This is a genomic window from Wenyingzhuangia sp. 2_MG-2023 (genome assembly GCF_030548295.1).
Taxonomy (GTDB): Bacteria; Bacteroidota; Bacteroidia; order Flavobacteriales; family Flavobacteriaceae; genus Wenyingzhuangia.
On sequence record NZ_JAUOSB010000002.1, the window covers coordinates 278,529 to 298,999 of the forward strand.

Annotated in this window: 14 protein-coding genes; 11 read left to right on the forward strand and 3 right to left on the reverse strand. The window is 32.1% G+C overall.

Annotated features, from left to right (window positions below; all coding sequences use genetic code 11):
• Positions 1-5: 5 nt before the first annotated feature.
• The gene (gene frr / locus Q4548_RS04695; RefSeq protein WP_303452059.1) at positions 6-560 is read left to right on the forward strand and encodes a ribosome recycling factor; all 555 of its coding nucleotides are present in this window, start codon (positions 6-8) and stop codon (positions 558-560) included.
• A gap of 112 nt (positions 561-672) precedes the next feature.
• Positions 673-3,030 (forward strand): RND family transporter, encoded by a 2,358-nt coding sequence (locus tag Q4548_RS04700; protein ID WP_303452061.1) that lies wholly within the window; start codon positions 673-675, stop codon positions 3,028-3,030.
• A gap of 99 nt (positions 3,031-3,129) precedes the next feature.
• On the opposite strand, the gene Q4548_RS04705 is transcribed toward Q4548_RS04700, so the two are convergent.
• Positions 3,130-3,576 carry a KTSC domain-containing protein gene (locus Q4548_RS04705; protein WP_303452063.1) on the reverse strand — a complete coding sequence of 149 codons (447 nt, stop codon included), beginning with the start codon at positions 3,574-3,576 and terminating at the stop codon, positions 3,130-3,132.
• Between the two features lie 418 nt (positions 3,577-3,994).
• Between Q4548_RS04705 and Q4548_RS04710 the strand changes: the two genes are divergently transcribed.
• The 6 genes from Q4548_RS04710 (at position 3,995) to Q4548_RS04735 (ending at position 14,548) form a co-directional block, all read left to right on the forward strand.
• The gene (locus Q4548_RS04710) at positions 3,995-5,653 is read left to right on the forward strand and encodes a DUF6377 domain-containing protein (RefSeq protein WP_303452065.1); all 1,659 of its coding nucleotides are present in this window, start codon (positions 3,995-3,997) and stop codon (positions 5,651-5,653) included.
• A 349-nt stretch (positions 5,654-6,002) separates the two neighbouring features.
• Positions 6,003-9,074 (forward strand): TonB-dependent receptor, encoded by a 3,072-nt coding sequence (locus Q4548_RS04715; RefSeq protein WP_303452067.1) that lies wholly within the window; start codon positions 6,003-6,005, stop codon positions 9,072-9,074.
• A gap of 16 nt (positions 9,075-9,090) precedes the next feature.
• The gene (locus Q4548_RS04720; RefSeq protein ID WP_303452069.1) at positions 9,091-10,605 is read left to right on the forward strand and encodes a RagB/SusD family nutrient uptake outer membrane protein; all 1,515 of its coding nucleotides are present in this window, start codon (positions 9,091-9,093) and stop codon (positions 10,603-10,605) included.
• Positions 10,606-10,623: 18 nt separating this feature from the next.
• Complete coding sequence (locus tag Q4548_RS04725; protein WP_303452071.1) at positions 10,624-11,511, forward strand: hypothetical protein; 888 nt, start codon at positions 10,624-10,626, stop codon at positions 11,509-11,511.
• A 91-nt stretch (positions 11,512-11,602) separates the two neighbouring features.
• Positions 11,603-13,042: a glycoside hydrolase family 30 beta sandwich domain-containing protein gene (locus Q4548_RS04730; RefSeq protein ID WP_303452072.1), complete on the forward strand. Its 1,440-nt coding sequence runs from the start codon at positions 11,603-11,605 to the stop codon at positions 13,040-13,042.
• A 21-nt stretch (positions 13,043-13,063) separates the two neighbouring features.
• Positions 13,064-14,548 carry a glycoside hydrolase family 30 protein gene (locus tag Q4548_RS04735; RefSeq protein ID WP_303452074.1) on the forward strand — a complete coding sequence of 495 codons (1,485 nt, stop codon included), beginning with the start codon at positions 13,064-13,066 and terminating at the stop codon, positions 14,546-14,548.
• Positions 14,549-14,655: 107 nt separating this feature from the next.
• Here Q4548_RS04735 and Q4548_RS04740 read toward each other — a convergent pair whose 3' ends face one another.
• Both Q4548_RS04740 and Q4548_RS04745 read right to left on the reverse strand, forming a co-directional pair.
• A complete protein-coding gene (locus Q4548_RS04740) occupies positions 14,656-16,308 on the reverse strand; it encodes a SulP family inorganic anion transporter (protein ID WP_303452076.1) in 1,653 nt (550 codons plus the stop codon).
• 72 nt (positions 16,309-16,380) lie between these two features.
• Complete coding sequence (locus Q4548_RS04745) at positions 16,381-17,025, reverse strand: rhomboid family intramembrane serine protease (protein ID WP_303452079.1); 645 nt, start codon at positions 17,023-17,025, stop codon at positions 16,381-16,383.
• 64 nt (positions 17,026-17,089) lie between these two features.
• Between Q4548_RS04745 and Q4548_RS04750 the strand changes: the two genes are divergently transcribed.
• The 3 genes from Q4548_RS04750 (at position 17,090) to Q4548_RS04760 (ending at position 20,470) form a co-directional block, all read left to right on the forward strand.
• Positions 17,090-17,995: a lysophospholipid acyltransferase family protein gene (locus Q4548_RS04750; protein WP_303452081.1), complete on the forward strand. Its 906-nt coding sequence runs from the start codon at positions 17,090-17,092 to the stop codon at positions 17,993-17,995.
• 12 nt (positions 17,996-18,007) lie between these two features.
• Complete coding sequence (locus Q4548_RS04755) at positions 18,008-18,856, forward strand: LytTR family DNA-binding domain-containing protein (RefSeq protein WP_303452083.1); 849 nt, start codon at positions 18,008-18,010, stop codon at positions 18,854-18,856.
• 150 nt (positions 18,857-19,006) lie between these two features.
• On the forward strand, positions 19,007-20,470 hold the full coding sequence (locus Q4548_RS04760; RefSeq protein ID WP_303452085.1) for an NAD(P)/FAD-dependent oxidoreductase: 1,464 nt from the start codon (positions 19,007-19,009) through the stop codon (positions 20,468-20,470).
• The last annotated feature ends 1 nt before the right edge of the window (position 20,471 follow it).

A 20,471-nucleotide genomic window follows, 5' to 3' on the forward strand; every position in this document is an offset into this window, starting at 1 on the left:
TAATAATGAACGAAGAGGTTATATTTATTATTGACACAACCAAAGAGGGAATGGAAGCTGCCATCACTCATTTGGTGAAAGAATTTGGAAATATTAGAGCAGGTAAGGCTAGCCCTGCCATGCTAGGAAGTGTAATGGTGGATTATTATGGATCTTTAACGCCATTAAGCCAAGTAGCAAATGTAAGTACTGCAGATGCTCAAACCATTACGGTTCAGCCTTGGGAAAAGTCTATGATTCCTGTAATTGAAAAAGGAATTATTGTATCAAACCTAGGTTTCAACCCAATGAACAACGGAGATTTGATTATGATCAACGTACCTGCTTTGACAGAGGAAAGACGTAAAGAACTTTCTAAACAAGCAAAAGCAGAAGCTGAACATGCAAAAATTAGTGTTCGTAACATCAGACGTGATTCAAACAACGATGTTAAAAAAGCTGATATTTCTGACGATGAGAAAAAAGCTGCTGAAGCTGACATTCAACAATTGACAGATACATATATTAAGAAAGTGGATGAATTGTATGCTGTAAAAGATACAGAAATCATGAAAATATAATTACTACTCTCAATTTAAAAATACATAGAGCCATCTAATAAAGTACACTGTTACCTAATTAGATGGCTTTTTTTATCTAATTTTACACCTCTCATTCAATCATATTTAACTTATGAAATTTTGGAATACCGTTGCTAGAACCATTCTAACACACCGAGTAGCAACCATCATTATTATTGCTGTCATCACAGGTCTTTTGGCATCACAATTTAAAAATGTCAAGTTCTCTTACACAGAAGCAAACTTATTACCAGAAGACAATCCTGCCAATATTGAATACAATAAATTCTTATCCATTTTTGGTGAAGAAGGGAATATTGTTGTTTTAGCTGTTAAAGATTCTACATTATTTTCAAATCCAAAAAAATTTAACAATTGGTTGGCTTTGGCTGATTCCATTTCTAACTATAAAAAAATTATTGAAGGGGTTATTTCTTTTAGCAACATACAAGAGCTTCAAAAAAATATAGAAGAACAAAAGTTTGAACTAAAATCTTCTTTCCATAAAAAAAACTTCAACAAGCATGAAATAGACAGTATTAAAGATCATATTTTTAACAACCTGCCATTTTATGACAACATCCTTTTTAACAAAGAAACGGGAACGGTTCAAACCATTGTTTATATTGATAAAATTATTGTAAACACCAAAGTGCGCTCTGACTTTGTTAAAAACGTTTTCAATCCACTTATAAAAAAGTTTGACAAAGAAAATAATTTACAAGTTAGGGTTTCAGGAATGCCCTACGTGCGTAGTATGAATGCGGCGAGTGTAAAATCTGAAATGGGAATGTTTGTTATTCTTGGTTTGGGTGTTACGGGTTTTATCTTCTTTTTGTTTTTCAGATCTGTTAGAGCTACTGTAATTACGCTATCTGTCGTTATTATTGGTGTTTTATGGTCTTTTGGTTTTATGGGATTGTTAGGGTTTAAAATTTCTATTCTTACTGCATTGATTCCTCCTTTAATTATTGTTATTGGAGTACCCAATGCTATTTTCCTGATTCACAAATACCAACAAGAAGTTCACAAACACGGTAACAAAGCAAAATCTCTGCAAAGGGTTATTACCAAAGTTGGAAACGCAACTTTAATGACCAATATAACTACTGCTGCTGGTTTTGCTACCTTTATTTTTACCAAGAGTACTATTTTAAAAGAATTTGGTATCATTGCTTCAATCAATATTATGGGAATTTTTGTCATCTCTCTTTGTTTGATTCCTGTTCTTTATAGTTTTATGCCATTACCCAAACCCAAACACCTAAAACACTTGGAAAAAAAATGGGCTGATGGTATTGTTAACGGAATGGCAAAAATTATTCGTAACAAAAAACCTTACGTTTACGTAGTTGCTTTTAGTTTGATTGTTATTGCTGGTATTGGTGCAAATCGTATAAAAGTTTCTGGAAGTCTGATTGAAGACATGTCTAAAAAAACGCAATTTTTTAAAGATATCGTCTTTTTTGAAAATGAATTTGGGGGAATTTTACCGCTTGAAATTTTAGTAGATACTAAAAAGAACAAAGGAGTAATGAACTTAAGCACTCTTAAGCGTATTGATAAACTAGAATCCGAAATAAACAAAATACCAGAACTCTCTAAGCCTATCTCTATCAATAACATTGTAAAATACTCTAAACAAGCTTTTTACAACGGAAACCCTAAGTTTTATTCCTTACCTACATCACAAGAAAAAAACTTCATTCTAGCTTACGCAAAAAATTCAGGAGGAAACACATCTTCTCTGGCTAACATGGTTGATAAAACAGGACAACACACGCGTATTACCACTTTTATGAAAGATATTGGTACAGAACGCATGGAACAGATTCAAGAAGAATTGCAGGTTATTATTGATAAAAATTTTCCTAAAAACCAGTACGATGTTACATTGACAGGAAAAGCATTGGTGTTTGTAAAAGGAACCAATTATTTAATTCACAACCTAATCATTTCTTTAGGATTGGCCATTTTGTTAATTGCACTATTCATTGGAGGTTTGTTCAAAAATTACAAAATGATTTTAATCTCGTTAATTCCAAACATCTTTCCACTTATCTTAACTTCTGGATTGATGGGCTATTTAGGAATCCCTCTAAAACCTTCAACTATCTTGGTTTTTAGTATTGCTTTTGGAATTTCTGTAGATGATACCATTCACTTTTTAGCCAAATACAGACAAGAATTAATGGCTAGCAAAGGAAATGTAAAAACTTCTGTTTACAAAGCTTTACGAGAGACAGGAATCAGTATGTTTTACACTTCTATTGTGCTGTTCTTTGGATTTTTGGTTTTTGTAATTTCCAGTTTTGGAGGAACCAAAGCTTTAGGAGGTTTGGTTTCTATTACCTTATTATTTGCTATGATTTCTAATTTGATTTTACTTCCTTCATTGTTGATTACTTTTGAGAAAAACATGACGAAAAAAAAGAAAAAAAAATCTCATCATAAAAAAATTCATAACTAAACTAGAGATTCAACAAGTAACTGAATCTTTAATTGTTTAGCACAAAAAACCCCACTTTTAATGTATTAAAAGTGGGGTTTTGTATAATTTTAAGCTTGTTTACACCAATTCTGATGCTTTCATTGCTTTTCTGTAAATAAACGAATTGAATATTTTTCTTCTTGCAAAGTTTGCTCTTTGTGGCGTGTTTAAGAACTTAGTGTACAATGCTTTATTCACACCAAAATATTCATAGACATTACCATCAGAAAAGGTAATTTCCATCAACATACTTTTGTGCTTAAAATCCTCTATATAAGATTCTTTAATTGTTTTGGTGTAAGCTTCTAAATTAGCCTCTTTAGTTTCTGGAGCAATGCTTACTAAAAAATGGTAACCATCAATAATTTTCAGACTAATTTCTCCTGCTTCTTCCTTCTCTTGTTCGTCTTGAAACTTGTCTGGATGATATTTTTTCACCAACCCTCTGTAGGTTGTTTTTATTTCTTTCAAATCAATAGCCCCTTGGACATTGAATAACTTTTTATATTCGTTGATACGTTTCATTCTAGTACTTTCTATATTTCGTGCAAAGCTAGGTCTAATTATTGAGATAAAGGCATCTAAATATAGATTTTAACAAATGTATTTAAACACCTTAATTAAGCACAACCTTTTGACTATCAATCTACTTTCAGAAAAAATCAATTCAAAAAAATTTGCCTTTCCGCTTTTTAAAAAGAATCATGTATTTGTTTAATTCTAAAAGCAGATAATTTTTTGAAAATTAAAATTCTTATAAACACTCACAATAACAAAACTCACATAAAAAATAATGACACATGGATGTTATTAATTATTTTAAATAGAAAGCCTTAATAAATTAAGATTCCTTAGACAATTCCTAAAATATCAACATTTTTATTCGTCATAAACTCCTAAATTTGTATTTCTAATTAGATTTTTTTCTACGTATCTTTTTCTTATGGCTAAAACATCTATCTTTTTTACACTCTTTTTTTTATCTATTTTCTCTAATTCGATACATGCAAATAATGAACTAGATTCATTATTAATAGTATTAGAAGAAGAAATGCTAAATCAAAAAAAATACGATAACTTAAAAGAACAACGTATTGATAATTTAAAAAAGTTAAAATCTGACAACAATATTACCCTCGAAAATCAGTATTTCATCAACAACAAAATTATATTAGAATACGAATATTACAGTTTTGATAACGCTCTCTTTTATATAGAAGAAAACATATCCATTTCTGAAAAATTAAACAATAACTATTTTAGTAAAGAATCATCATTAAAACTAGCTAAATTATTAGCCATGTCTGGTCGATTTAAAGAATCTATAGATGTACTGAATGAAATTTATAGAGCTAACATTCCCAGGGAGTTATTACAAGAGTATTATTTTAATTACCAAAGATGTTATTCTGAACTTAATTACTATTCTATAGTTAAAACCACAAAGCAAAAATATGTTAATCTGTTTCAAGCCTATAAAGATTCACTTAATATAGAAATTGCTAAACTCAACCCAAACTCATTACACGCTTTAGCGTTGGCGGAAGAACATTATAGAGATAAAAAGGAGTATGTAAAAGCCCTAGAATTAAATACCAAAAGATTGTCACAAGTAAAATTAGGAACACGTGACTACTCTATGATTGCTTTTGAAAGATCTTATACGTATTATGATTATCTTAATGAGAGAACCGATCAAAAAAAATACTTGATTTTATCTGCCATTTCAGATATCAAGGCATCTGTAAAAGACAATGCATCATTAACAACTCTAGCTGTAATTCTTTTTGAAGAAGGCTATGTAGATAAAGCTCATAAATACATCAGTTTTTCTTTTGATGATGCTAAATTTTACAACTCACAGCTTCGTTTTTTAAACATTTCTAACATTCTTCCTCTAATTTCCAAATCTTACGAAAAACAAAGTACCATACAAAAAACAAAACTTAAACAGTCGCTTATTTTTATTAGTGTATTGTTTGTTATTCTTATAGGATTGTTGTTTTATATTTTTGATCAATTTAAAAAATTAAAAATTGCCCGTAATAAATTAAAATCTGCCAATAATCAATTGAAAGATTTAAATAATCAATTAAGCTACACCAATAAAGATTTAAAAAGACTTTATGAGGAGTTGTCTGCTTCTGATAGAATTAAAGAACAATACATTGGTACGTTTTTAAACCTTTATTCTGAATACATCAACAAACTTGATGTATATAGAAAAATGGTGGTCAAACATTTAACAACAAACAAAACAAATGCCTTACTTGAATTCACCAAATCAAAACAAGTTATTGAAAGTGAGTTAAAATTATTTTACTCAAATTTTGACGAATCTTTTTTACATATTTATCCAAATTTTGTTCAAGACATGAATGCCTTGTTAAAAGATGACAAAAAAATTGTGGTTAAAAAAGGAGAATTATTAAATACTGAATTACGAATTTATGCCTTAATAAGATTAGGAATAACAAATAGTTCTAAAATCTCTAAAATACTTAGATACTCCGTAAACACCATTTACAACTACCGTGTTAAGAATAGAAACGGAGCAATCAACAGAGATGAATTTGAGAATATGGTTAAAAAAATACCTTAAAACAAAATTATTCCCAAATCAAAAGCTACTTAATTATATATTTCTCATATTTAAAAACAAAAAACCGAAATAAAACTCACATTTATATCACACCACAACTACTATTTTATTTTCTAAAAAAATCATAACTTACTAAAAAATAGGTTTTTAAGAAAATAAAAAACTCAATACAACTACCAATTACCTACTTCTAGTTGTACCAAAGACTTTTCTTGGCTTAGTTTGTATCATAATTATTGAATTTGTCTTATCGTCAAATCATAGGACCGATTTAATAATCACTGAACTTAAAATCAAACTAAATATGAAAAAACATTTTTCGAAATTTAAGTCGTTAACAATTTTATTTATGATAATGTCTTTTGCTGCTTTTGCACAAGAAATATCTGTAAGCGGAAATGTTACAGACGACACGGGATTTCCTATTCCAGGAGCAAACATCATTGAAAAAGGCACCAACAAAGGTGTAATCACAGATTTTGATGGTAACTTCATCATCAATAATGTAAAAAAAGGAGCTACTTTAACATTTAGCTATATTGGTTATACAACTCAAAATGTAGTAATTGGAAGTAATTCAAATTTAAAAATCATCTTAAAACAAGACCTTGCCCAACTAGAGGAAGTTGTTGTTGTTGGTTACGGAACCCAGAAAAAAAGTGTGGTTACTGGAGCTATTTCTGGAGTTAAAGAAAGTGAACTAGAAGATTTGCCTATTACAAGGGTAGAACAAACGCTACAAGGTAGAGTATCTGGGGTAACTATTGCTTCTAATTCTGGTCAACCTGGATCTTCTTCTACTGTTAGAATAAGAGGAATTACTACCTTAGGAAGTAATGAACCTCTTTGGGTAGTTGATGGTGTTGTTGTAGATGCTGGAGGAATTGGATATTTAAACCAATCAGACATTGCATCTGTTGAAGTATTAAAAGATGCTGCCTCTCAAGCCATTTACGGTGCAAGAGCAGCAACAGGAGTAATACTTATTACCACTAAAAAAGGAAAATCCGGGAAATTAAGTATTAATTACAACGGGTATACTGGGGTTTCTTCTGCTGCCAAAAAACTAGATTTATTAAATGCAACACAATACACCACATTACTCAACGAAAAATCTGTTAATGGTGGAGGTTCAATTCTATTTTCTAACCCTCAATCTTACGGAGAAGGAACAGATTGGCAATCAGAAATTTTTAACAATAACGCTCAAAGAACAAGTCACGAATTAAGCTTAAGCGGAGGTAATGATGTTTCTAAATACTATGCTTCTTTTGGATATACAGATCAAGAAGGGATTGTATTGAGTGAAATTTCTAAATACACTAGAAAAAACATTAGATTAAACTCAACACACAATATTTCGGACAAATTAAGATTTGGTCAAACAATAGGATTCTCTAACGAGAAAAACAAAGGGATTGGAAACACTAATAGTGAATTTGGAGGACCATTAGCTTCTGCCATCAACTTAGATCCTTTAACTCCTACCGTAGAAACAGATCCTACAAAAGCATCACTTGCACCTTATACCAATAATGGAGCTTTTAGAGATGCTAACGGAAATCCTTATGGTATTTCTAGTTTAGTAGCCCAAGAAATATCTAATCCCCTAGCCTATCAACAAACTCTTTTAGGAAATTCTAGCTGGTCTGATAATTTTGTAGGAAACGCTTATGTAGAGTATGAGCCAATCAAAGGATTAACTTTTAGATCGACTTTAGGAGCTAAACTAGCCTACTGGGGTTATCAAAATTACACTCCAGTATCTTATTTAAACGCTTCATCTATTGTTACACAAAATAACATATCTAGAGGAACCAATAAAGGCTTTGGATGGAATATTGAAAACATCGTATCTTATGCAAAAAGCATCAACAAACACAACTTTAATATTTTATTAGGTCAAGGTGCATATGTTGATAATATTACAAGTGGTGAAACAGTAACCTATTACAATATTCCTGTAGATAGTTACAAAGATGCTTCTTTTAACTATAGTGTGGCAACTGATCAAATTAATGCCTCTGCCTCAACTGGTGTAGAACACAGGGTAACTTCTTTATTCTCTAGGTTGACGTATAATTTTGATGAAAAATATTTATTAACAGCTATTATTAGAAGAGATGGTTCTTCAAGATTTGGAACCAATAATAAATATGGATATTTCCCTTCTTTTTCTGCTGGTTGGGTGCCATCAAAAGAAGAATTTTGGAAAGATAACGAGGTCATCAATCAATTAAAAATAAGAGGAGGTTACGGTGTTACAGGAAACGATAATATTGGTGATTTCCAATATCTATCAACTGTTGGTGGAGGAAGAGACTATACTATAGGAACCACTGGTTCTGTTACTATTGGTAGTAGTCCCGATGCTCCTTCTAACCCAGATTTAAAATGGGAAGAAACTAGCCAACTTAACATTGGTTTTGATAGTAGATTGTTTCAAAGATTCAACGTCGCTTTTGATTGGTATAAGAAAGAAACTACTGGTATTTTACAAAGTGTAACCATTCCTGGATATGTAGGTGCTGTTGGTAGTCCTACAGGAAATGTTGCAGACATGAAAAACACAGGGATTGACTTAGAGGTAGGCTACAACAAACAATTTAATGAGGTTAACTTTTCTTTAAATGGAAATGTTTCTTACCTAGAAAACGAAGTTACTTTTTTAGGAAATGGTGTTGATTTTCTATCGGGTGGAGAAAGCATACAATCTAGCACCTACCCTATTACAAGAACACAAGTAGGACAAGCAGTAAATTCATTTTACGGTTTTAAAACAAATGGAATTTTTCAAAACCAAGCAGAAATTGATGCCTATGTAAACTCATCTGGAACAGTTATTCAGCCAAATGCAAGACCTGGAGATTTTAAATGGAAAGATTTAGATGATGATGGAAATATTGATGCCGATGATAGAACTTTTTTAGGAAGCTCTATTCCTAAATTCACTTTTGGTATTACACTAAATATGGATTACAAAAACTTCGATTTCATGGTATTTGCACAAGGAGCTAGTGGTAATAAAATTTTCCAAGGTTTAAGAAGATTAGACATAGAAAATGCTAATTATCAAACAACAGCATTGGGTAGATGGGTAGGAGAAGGAACTTCTAATAGCTTTCCTAGACTAACTTCTAACGACTCTAACAACAACTTCTCTAATCCTTCTGATTTCTATCTTGAAGATGGTGATTATTTAAGATTTAAAACCATACAAGTAGGATATACAGTTCCTTCAAAAATAGTAAGTAAGTATCATATTGATAAACTTCGAATTTATTTCACTGCCGAAAACTTGTTCACTTTTACAAAGTACAGCGGTTACGATCCTGAAATTGGAGGTGGTGTTTTTGGTATTGATCGTGGATATTATCCTCAAGCAAAAACAAATCAAATTGGAATTAACTTACAATTTTAAAAAACATTATTGAGATATGAAAAAACTAATAAATATTAAAAACATATACTTTGGGTTAATGGTAACTCTTTTAATCACATCTTGTAACAAAGATTTTTTAGAAGTAGAACCTAAAGGTACGTCTCTAGAAGACAATTATTACACCAACGAATTTGAAGCTTATTCTGGTTTAGTGGCTGTTTATGATGTGATAGGAAAACAATCTAGAGGATTCGAAAACATGATTATTTTAATGAACTCTGGTTCTGATGATCACTACGCAGGTGGTGGTAGCTCAGCAGATGGTTCACAATTACAAGCATTTTCTAACTATACCATAAGCGAATCTAATATGGCTGTTAGTTATTGGAGCGATTTTTATCAAGGTATTTTTAGAGCCAATACTCTTTTAACAAAACTTCCAGAAGTAGATATGGATGAAGATACCAAAAAGAGGTTTACGGCAGAAACCAAAGCTTTAAGAGCTATCTATTATTTTGAATTGGTTAGAATGTTTAAAAACATACCTTTAATCACATCCCCTTTAGCTACAGACGAAATTTACACAGTGCTGCAAGCAGATCCAAATGATGTTTACACACAAATTGAAACAGATTTAACAGAAGCTATCCCTGACTTACCTAGCACTTTGAATATAGAAACCGAAGGAGGTCGTTTAACACAAGGAGCAGCAAAAGCCTTACTAGGAAAAGTTTATTTATTTGAAGGAAAGAACAATGAGGCTGTCAACCAGTTAGCAGAAGTTAACGGAACTCCAGGTACAACAAGTTCTTATGGATATAAATTACTAGACAATTTTTCTGATTTATGGTCTATAAGCAACATTTACAATACCGAATCTATTATAGAAGTAGCACACACAGACCAGAGCAATGCTGACTGGGGAAACTGGGGCTGGGGTAATGATGAAGGAAATAGCTTAAATGTAATGGTAGGTCCTAGAGGTTTTGTAAGAGCCAATGGTTCTTCTTCTCCAGATTATGCTACTGGTTGGGGATTTGGAATTATCACTCAAAGTTTATATGATGCCTTAGATGGAGATCCTAGATTTGACGATACAATAGCAAACATAGGAGCTTTTGCAACTGCTGGAGAAGTAGAATATGATGAAAGCTTTCAAAACACAGGGTATTTTCTAAAAAAATTCATGCCTCTAAATTCTGATGTATCAACAGGTGGAGGTGCAAGCGCTTTAAATTACAAACAACATACTTATATGATTCGTTTGGCTGACACCTATCTAATGGAGGCAGAAGCTTTAGGAGGTACAGGAGCAAGAGCGCAAGCTTTGTTAGATGCTGTACGAGCAAGAGTAGGATTGCCATCAATACCAGTATCTATTGATGCTATTTTAAATGAACGTCGTTTAGAGTTGGCTGGAGAAGGTCATCGTTGGTATGATTTAGTAAGAACAGGTAGAGCTGCAACTGTATTAGCAGAGAAAGGGTTTGTTGCAGGTAAACACGAAATTTTACCAATTCCATTAACCGAATTAGAAAATACTTTACTAGAGCAAAATCCTGAATACTAATCACTAAAATTAAATTTCATGAACCTACATATAAAATTCAAAAACGTAGCTAATCTTTTCTTTCTAGCTACTATAACAACAACAATCAGTTCTTGTCAGTCAGATGATATTGGAGAAGGAAACGGACTAACAACTGCCAGTTTAGATGCAGGATTTACCATTACAGAGGTTAGCGATGCAACCAACACTTATTTACTTACAGCAAACCATAGCTATATAAGCTCCAATTGGGATATTGATAACGGAGAAGGTTTTACTACAGGAGGAAACACAAAAGAAATTTTTTTCCCAGATGCCGACACATATACCGTTCAACATAAAGTTTCTGGAATTGGTGGTGAATCTGCATTGGTTTCTCAAACTATTGATGTTGAAACATCAGACCCTTTAGTTGGAAACATCGTTAAAGGAGGTAAATTAAAAGATACTAACGATCACAATGAGTGGACAATATTAAATATAAGTGACAACGGTGCTCAATGGATTTTTAACCAAGGAAGCGCTACAATTCTAAGCACTCAAGAATGGGCTCAGCAAGGAATCTATCAAGCTATTGAAGTTGTTAAAGATCAAAAATATAGTGTTGATATGTTGGTTTCTGCCGAAGGTAGCTTTACAAATACCTGGTTTGAAGTATATGCAGGTACAACACCTCCTGTTCAAGGTCAAGAATATTCAGACAATAGAATTATGGGCTTAAGTACTTGGGACGGTTGTGCTACATCAGCTTTCTCAGGATGGCTATCAGAAGCAGGTTGTGTTAAAAATTCTAACACAGATACTATTGACAATACTGTAACATTTTCTGAATCTGGAACCATTTATTTAGTTATAAGAAGTGGTGGTCAAGATTTTAATGCTGCAGGAATCACCATCAAAAACATTGAAATTCGAGGTGTAAAATAATCATTTAACTAATATTTGTGTTTGCTTTTGGCAAGTGTTATTTATCATTTGCCAAAACACACATACCCAACCTCTTTTATAAAAATAAAACATGAAAATATATTATAATTTATTATTCTCTTTACTATTACTGTTAAACTATTCTTGTTCTAGTACAAATATCAATGAACAAGAAGAAGAAGATAATTCCGTTGAAATTAATTATAGCAATGTAAATCTTTATCTTACCAAGGCTGATAAATCCGAATTGTTTAAACTACAGGCAAACAATCCTCCTTTGTACACAGAAAATATTAATTTTTCAATAACTGTAGATTCCGAAACTACTTATCAAGAAGTTGATGGTTTTGGTTTTTCTTTAACAGGAGGTAGCGCTCAGTTGCTTAACAACATGTTGCCATCAGAGAGAACTAAATTACTAAATGAACTATTTGGTAATACCAACAATGATATAGGAGTTAGCTATTTAAGAATAAGTATTGGTGCCTCAGATTTAGATGCAGAGGTCTTTTCTTATAATGACTTAGAGGAAGGTGAAACAGATATTGATTTATCAATGTTTTCAATAGAAAAAGACAAAACAAACCTTATTCCTGTTTTAAAAGAAATTTTAACCATCAACCCTAATATTAAAATTTTGAGCTCTCCATGGTCTGCCCCAACTTGGATGAAAACAAACAATGCTAGTGTTGGTGGAAGTTTAAAACCTGAATATTATTCAGTTTATGCAAACTACTTTGTAAAATACATCAAAGCTTATCAAACAGAAGGAATTACAATTGATGCGGTTACTATACAAAATGAACCTCTACATGATGGGAACAATCCTAGCATGTATATGGAAGCTATAGATCAGGCTAATTTTATTAAAAATCATTTAGGTCCTGCTTTTGAAACTGAAAACATTGACTCTAAAATTATTGTTTGGGATCACAACGCTGACAATCCTAGTTACCCAATAGAGATTTACAATGATGCTTTGGCAAACAAATACATTGATGGGGCTGCGTTTCATTTGTATGCTGGTACAATAAACAATCTTAGTACCGTACACAATGCTTATCCCGATAAAAATTTATACTTTACAGAGCAATGGGTAGGTTCTAACAGTGAATTTAAAGATAATTTACTGTGGCACACTAGAGAAATAATTGTTGGAGCTACTAGAAACTGGAGCAAGGTTGCTTTGGAATGGAATTTGGCTGCTAATTCTCAACTAGAACCACATACACCAGGTGGATGTACAGAATGTTTAGGTGCCTTAACTATTGATGGAAACAATGTAAAGCGTAATGTTGCTTACTATATTATTGCGCATGCTTCTAAGTTTGTAACACCAGGATCTTATAGAATTCAATCAAACTATTCTTCAGATCTACCTAATGTAGCTTTTAAAACACCTACAGGTAAAATTGTAGTTGTAGTGGCTAACAATACTACTATCAATAAACTATTCAACATAAAAACATCTACAGAAAGTATCATAACTTCTTTAGATGCAGGATCTGTTGGAACTTTTGTTTGGAAATAAAATTTAAATAACATCTATATCATGAATCGTAAACACAACTTTTTAATACTTTTTGCAATTGCAATAATGTCTTGTGGAAAGACTAAGCAAAAAGAAAACTTAACAACCAACACACAACCCAAGGTAGAAAAAACAAAAACTTTTCTAAATAAAAACCTTAAAGTATACACTACAGCTAAAGACACAGACTTAAAGCTTTCAAACACAAACAATTTGATTTTTAAATCTTCTGAACAACCTAAAGAAACTGACATTACAGTATTTGTAAACCCTAAAAAAACATTTCAAACTTTTTTGGGTATAGGAGGAGCCATTACAGATGCTTCTGCTGAAGTATTTGCTACGCTAAGCAAGGAAAAACAACGTCAATTATTAAACTCTTACTATGGAGAAAACGGTATTGGTTATAATATAATCAGAACAAATATTCATAGCTGCGACTTTAGCACAGGAAGCTATACCTACATAGAAGAAGGAGATGCTGAATTAAAAACTTTTTCTATAGAGAAAGATAAAGAATACAGAATTCCAATGATTAAAAAAGCGGCTAATTTAATTAAAGATAATCTTGTTTTTTACGCAAGTCCATGGAGTCCTCCTGCTTTTATGAAAACAAACAACAACATGCTACATGGTGGTAAGTTACTACCAGAATACAACCAAGCTTGGGCAAATTATTTTGTAAAATTCATAAAAGCATATGAAGCTGAAGGGCTACATGTTTGGGGAGTTACCATTCAGAACGAACCTATGGCTGTTCAAATATGGGAGTCTTGTATTTATACTGCCGAAGAAGAACGTGATTTCTTAAAAAATTACTTAGGGCCTACTTTTGAAAAAGCTGGTTTGGGAGATAAAAACATTGTGGTTTGGGATCATAACAGAGATTTAGTGTCGCAAAGAGCAAACACAATTTTTGAAGATGAAGAAGCTGCTAAATACGCTTGGGGAACAGGATTCCATTGGTACGAAACTTGGACAGGTGGAGATCCTAAGTATGATAACCTAAAAAATATTAAAGAATCTTTTCCTGATAAAAACTTACTTTTTACAGAAGGATGTAACGAAAAATTCGACCCTACAAAATATCAATATTGGCCAAATGCAGAGCGTTACGGAAACTCTATGATTAATGATTTTAATAATGGAACTGTAGGTTGGACAGACTGGAACATTTTATTAAATGAAAAAGGAGGTCCAAATCACGTTGGAAACTTATGTTTTTCTCCTGTTCACGCAGATACTCAAACTGGTGAGTTAATTTATACTCCTGCTTATTATTACATTGGTCACTTTTCAAAATTCATCAAGAAAGGAGCTGTAAGAGTAAGTACTACAACTAGTAGAAGTACTATTGAGAGTACAACATTTAGAAATATTGACAATACAATGGTAACAGTTGTAATGAACAAAACAGATGATACAATAGCTTATAACTTAATGATAAACAATAATAGTGTTACTCTAAATATTGAACCACACGCAATTCAATCATTGATTTACTAAAATCATTCAACCTGAATTATTATTTATTTTTTTAGCATAAAGTCAAAACATCGGAAATAAAAAAGGAGATCCTCTAATTGAGTATCTCCTTTTTTATTGTTTCTTATTTAAGCCTCATTCAGCCCTTTTTTAAAAGCCTCTGGATTTTCTACCAAATGGTAACGTGGATCGTCTATATCTTCTAGAATGATTTCTGCAAACTTAGGATCTGCCTTTTTTAATAAAACTTTACAATCTTTACTTAAGTGTCTCAACTTTACTTCTTTTCCTAATTCGCTATATTTTGCTACAATGTTTTTGATAGCTTCCAAACCTGAATGATCCGTTATTCTAGATTCTATAAAATCAATCTCAACATATTTTGGGTCGTTTTTAGGATCAAATTTTTCATTAAATACATTTACAGAACCAAAAAACAAAGGTCCCCAAATTTCATAGGTAGGAACTCCATCTTTTACTCTTTTTCTAGCTCTAATTCTCACTGCATTTTCCCATGCAAATACCAAAGCTGAAATAATTACTCCAGCAAATACAGCAATCGCCAAATCAAAAATAACAGTAATTACAGAAACAGCTATCAGTACAAAAGCATCTGCTCTAGGTATTTTTCTTAAAATTCTAATACTAGACCATGCAAAAGTTTCTATCACCATTACAAACATAACTCCAATCAATGCTGCAATAGGTACTTGTTCTATATATTTATCAGCAAATAAAATAAAAGACAATAATGTTACTGCCATCATAATTCCTGACAAACGTCCTCTACCTTTAGCATTGATGTTGATAACTGTTTGTCCAATCATTCCACATCCTCCTGTTCCTCCTAACAAACCACTTGTAATGTTTCCTACTCCCTGAGCTATACATTCTCTATTTCCATCTCCTCTGGTATCTGTCAATTCATCTACCAAATTCATAGTCATTAAAGATTCTATCAACCCTACAGAAGCTGCTAAAAAAGCAAAAGGCAGCAAGAATGTAAACGTATCTAAGTTGATGGGTAAATTTTGCCATAATTCTATATTTGGTGTGGGAAAATGACCTTTTAATCCTTCTCCACCACCTTCACGTATGTATGAACCTACTGTAGAAACTTCCAATCCTGAAAAAACTACAATCAAAGTAACCACCAAAATAGCAGTCAAAGCAGCGGGCAATTTTTTGGTTACTTTTGGTAATAAAAAGATGATTGCCATGGTAAAAGCTACCAAACCAATCATAATGTACAATTCAGTACCTGTCATAAAACTAGTTAGATAATGTTTGACACCATCTGAAGATACTTCCAAGGTTTTATGACTAAACATTTTTACTTGAGCCCAGAAAATAACAATAGCCAACCCGTTTACAAATCCTAACATTACAGAATGTGGAATCAAACGCACAAAACGTCCTAGTTTGAACACACCTGCCAAAATTTGTATCAACCCCATTAAGATTACTGCTCCCAATAGGTAGAAATACCCCATATTTTCTATAGGATTGTCAAACAACATTCCTTTTTCATGTCCTTCTTGGATCATGTGCACAAAAATTACAGCTACAGCTCCTGCTGCTCCAGAAATTAAACCAGGTCTCCCTCCAAAAATTGCTGTAATCAAACCAATGATAAAAGCACCAGACAAGGCAACTAACGGATCTATTTGAGCAACAAAGGCAAAGGCTACAACCTCAGGAATCATTGCTAGTGAAACCGTCATTCCTGCCAAAATATCGTTCTTTGGATTTGCAGTCAATCCTCTTAAAAACTTATTCATGATTCTTTGTTTTTTTGAACCGCAAAAGTAAGTTTTAAAAATGAAGGAAACCAACAATCATGCTTCAAATAACTACTGAAAAAGATTCTTTTTCTCTAACACTAACAGAACACCAATAGGAATTGCCAAAAGCAATATTTTAAACGGATGCAATTGTAAAACACTTGGCTTCATTACTATAGCCATTACAAACCCCGTAACAGCTCCCCCTAAATGTGCTGTGTGACCTACATTTCCTACTTGTTTTTTCATTCCGTAAATGGAATAAAACAAATAAGCTATTCCAAACACATAAGCATTGATTGCTATGGGTAAAAGCAAAAAAGACAATTTCATATCAGGGTGCAACACAATACTAGCATACACAATTCCCGTAACCGCACCAGAAGCTCCTACTGCAGTATAATACGAATCTAATTTGTGAATTAACAACGATAAATAATTCCCTGCCACCAAACTAACTCCATAAATTAACAAATACTGAAAACTGTTAAAGTCATACAGAATGGAATTAGAAAACAAATACAATGCATACATATTAAAACCTAAATGCATATAATCTACATGTAAAAACCCAGAAGAAACTAGTCTATACTGCTCCCCTCTTTGAATGCTTAACACATTGAACTTATATTTATTAAAAAAAGACATATCTTTAAATCCTTGCAATGAGACCAATACATTGGCTATGATTAAAGCAATTACGATGAAATTCATTTTGTTTGATTTAGTTTTATTGGATATATATCCGATATTTGCACTTACTTATTTTTAAACAAAAATGAATAAAGACAAACTTATTTTTTGGATTTTATACCCTGTTATATTCTTGTTATCAAAATTACCGCTTTGGTTTTTATATGGAGTATCAAATCTGCTATATTATTTATTTTATTACGTTATCAAATACCGAAGAAGTACTATTCGTAAAAACTTAAAACTTTGTTTTCCTGAAAAATCCGATAAAGAAAGATTGATCATCGAAAAAAAGTCTTTTCACCATTTTCTTGATATATTTATAGAGATGTTAAAAGGTTTTGGAATTCCTCAAAAAGAAATTGACAAACGTTACAAATACATCAACCCTGAAGTATTTAGAGAAATAGAAGGATTGAACAAAAGTGTGATTTTATTAGGGGCACATTACGGAAATTGGGAATGGCTTTTCAACATCAACCACCATACAAGTTTGCAATGTTATGGTGCTTACAAAAGATTGAAAAACAAACATTTTGACAAATATGTAAAAGAAAACAGAAGTAGATTTGGTTCTAATTTTGTGCAAACCAATGACACCATTCCTCAAATAATTTCAAATTACAGAAAAGGAATTCCGTCTATGTATGGTTTGTTGAGTGATCAAACGCCACACATTAGTAAAACGCATTATTGGGCTCCATTTTTTGGACATACCGTTCCCATTCACACAGGAGCAGAAATGTTGGCTAAACGTTTTGATTTTGCTGTGATTTACATGCATGTAGCCATGCCTAAAAGGGGTTATTATGAAATTACTTTTGAAACGTTGACTACTTCTCCTGAAAAAACAGAAGGATATCCGTTGACAGATCAGTATTTAAGAATATTAGAAAAAGACATTGCTAAATGCCCTGAGCTATATTTTTGGACACATAAAAGATTTAAATATCTAGGACAAGCTCCAAAAACAGAAGAACCTGTGGCTTAAAACAAAAAATAGATGCTAGAACAATTTAAAAACTGGTGTAACAAACCTTATTATTTAATTGACAATTTCAATATTAAAACATCCATGGTTTTGGGTGTTGGTTTGTTTACTTATTTGTTCTTGTATACTTTTCAACCTTACGGTATTGATCAGGTTGTAAATGCCAATCATTTTTTAATTGTAGGTTACGGATTTTTGGTTAGCTTTAGTTTGTTTATCAGCTATTTTATTTTACCCAAATTACTTCCTTTTTATTTTAGCGTTAAAAGTTGGACTGTACAAAAAGAAGCTCTTTTTTTACTCTTCTCTTTTTTAATTATCAGCACTACTAATTATTTTTATCACACGGCTTTTGTTGCTGTATATTTGCCTGATTTCTCTTTTATTCGTTTTGTTTCTGTAGTTTTCTCTATTGGTATTTTTCCTGTCTTATTCATCATTTTTATGGTAGAACGACACCTGTATAGAGTCCACAATGCACAACCAGCAAACATTATTGAAAAAATCAGAAAAGAGAAAAAGGAAAACGTTGTCATTCCATCAGACAACATTAAAGAAGCTCCATTAGTTTTAGACATAGATACTGTTTTGTATGCACAATCTAACAACAACTACACCACCATTAGCTATTTAGAAAACAATGTGGTAAAACATGAGTTGATGAGAATCACCCTAAAAAAGGTAGCAGACATTTTAGAGAAATATCCTCAATTTATCCGATGTCATCGTTCGTTTTTAATCAATAAAAATGAGATACTAAATGTGGAAGGAAATGCTCGTTCTTTACAAGTACATTTGAAATATGTAAAAGATGTTATTCCTGTTTCACGCTCTTTTCCCAAAGACCAATTGACCTCATAAGTTGCAATTCACCACATTTCACTACTGTAAAGTGTCCAAACTTCCCATTAATCACAAAATCAACCCAAACACACCTTTTTTAAAAATATCTTTCTTGTAATTCGTATCATTGTGTAACAACTTAAACACAAGGTACTTAAAGAACAAGTTATGAATAAGAAAGAAATTGTAATTATAGGTGCTGGATTTTCTTCGCTGTCGGCTAGTTGCTATTTGGCCAAAGCAGGTTTTAATGTAACTATTTTAGAAAAAAACAATCACGTTGGTGGTAGAGCACAACAATTACACAAAGATGGTTTTGTTTTTGATATGGGACCTACTTTTTATTGGATGCCAGATGTTTTTGATAAGTTTTTTGCTGATTTTAATAGACAAACTGCAGAATACTATCAAATCACACAACTAGATCCTGGTTACCAAGTCTATTCAGACATTCAAAACTCCATTTGTATTGCAGCCAATTTTAACACCATCGTAAACACTTTTGAAGAAAAAGAAAAAGGAGCTGGTAAAGCTTTGCTAAAATTTATTGCAGATGCAGAGAAAAATTACAACTTGGCTATTAAAGATTTGGTATATCAACCTGGAGAAAATTTATTTGAAATTATTACTCCCAAAACAGCCTTAAAAGTGGGAGCTTTTTTTAGCAATATCAAATCTCAAGTTGCCAAACATTTAAAACATCCTGATTTAAAACAAATATTAGAATTCCCCGTATTGTTCTTAGGTGCAAAACCAGAAACCACTCCTGGTTTTTATAACTTTATGAATTATGCCGATTTAAAACTAGGTACTTGGCACCCCAACAAAGGAATGCATCAAGTAGCATTGGGAATGGCAACTTTGGCCAAAGAATTAGGAGTTAACATTATTTGCAATGAAAACATTACCAACATCAATCTAAAAAACAACAGTGTTGTTTCTGTAACTACAAACAACAACACTTATTCTTGTCATACTTTATTAAGCGGAGCAGACTATCATTTTACAGAAACTTTGTTGCCTAAAAAATTTAGACAGTACTCCGAAAACTATTGGAATAAAAAAACTTTTGCCCCCTCTGCCCTATTGTTTTATGTTGCTTTTGATAAAAAAATAGAAAATGTAGCACATCATACCTTATTTTTTGACACTGATTTTGATGCACACTCTAAATCAATTTACGATACTCCTGAATGGCCAGAAAAACCTTTATTCTATGCTAGTTTCCCTAGCATTACAGATTCTTATTTTGCTCCTAGCGGAAAAGAAGCGGGTACTTTTTTAATTCCTATTGCTCCAGGAATAAAAGATACCCCAGAAATTAGAGAGTGCTATTTTAACATTATTGTAGAAAGATTAGAAAAAATAACAAACCAAAACATTGCTCCTTTCGTAACTTTTAAAGAGAGTTATTGTGTAAACGATTTTAAAGAGCAATTTAACTCTTACAAAGGAAATGCCTACGGGTTGGCAAACACCTTGTTGCAAACACATATTTTAAGACCTAAACTAAAAAGCAAAAAAATTAGTAACTTATATTTTACTGGGCAACTAACCGTTCCAGGACCTGGAGTGCCACCCGCTATTATATCTGGGGAAATTGTAAGCGAATTAATCCTTAAAAATCAGTAAT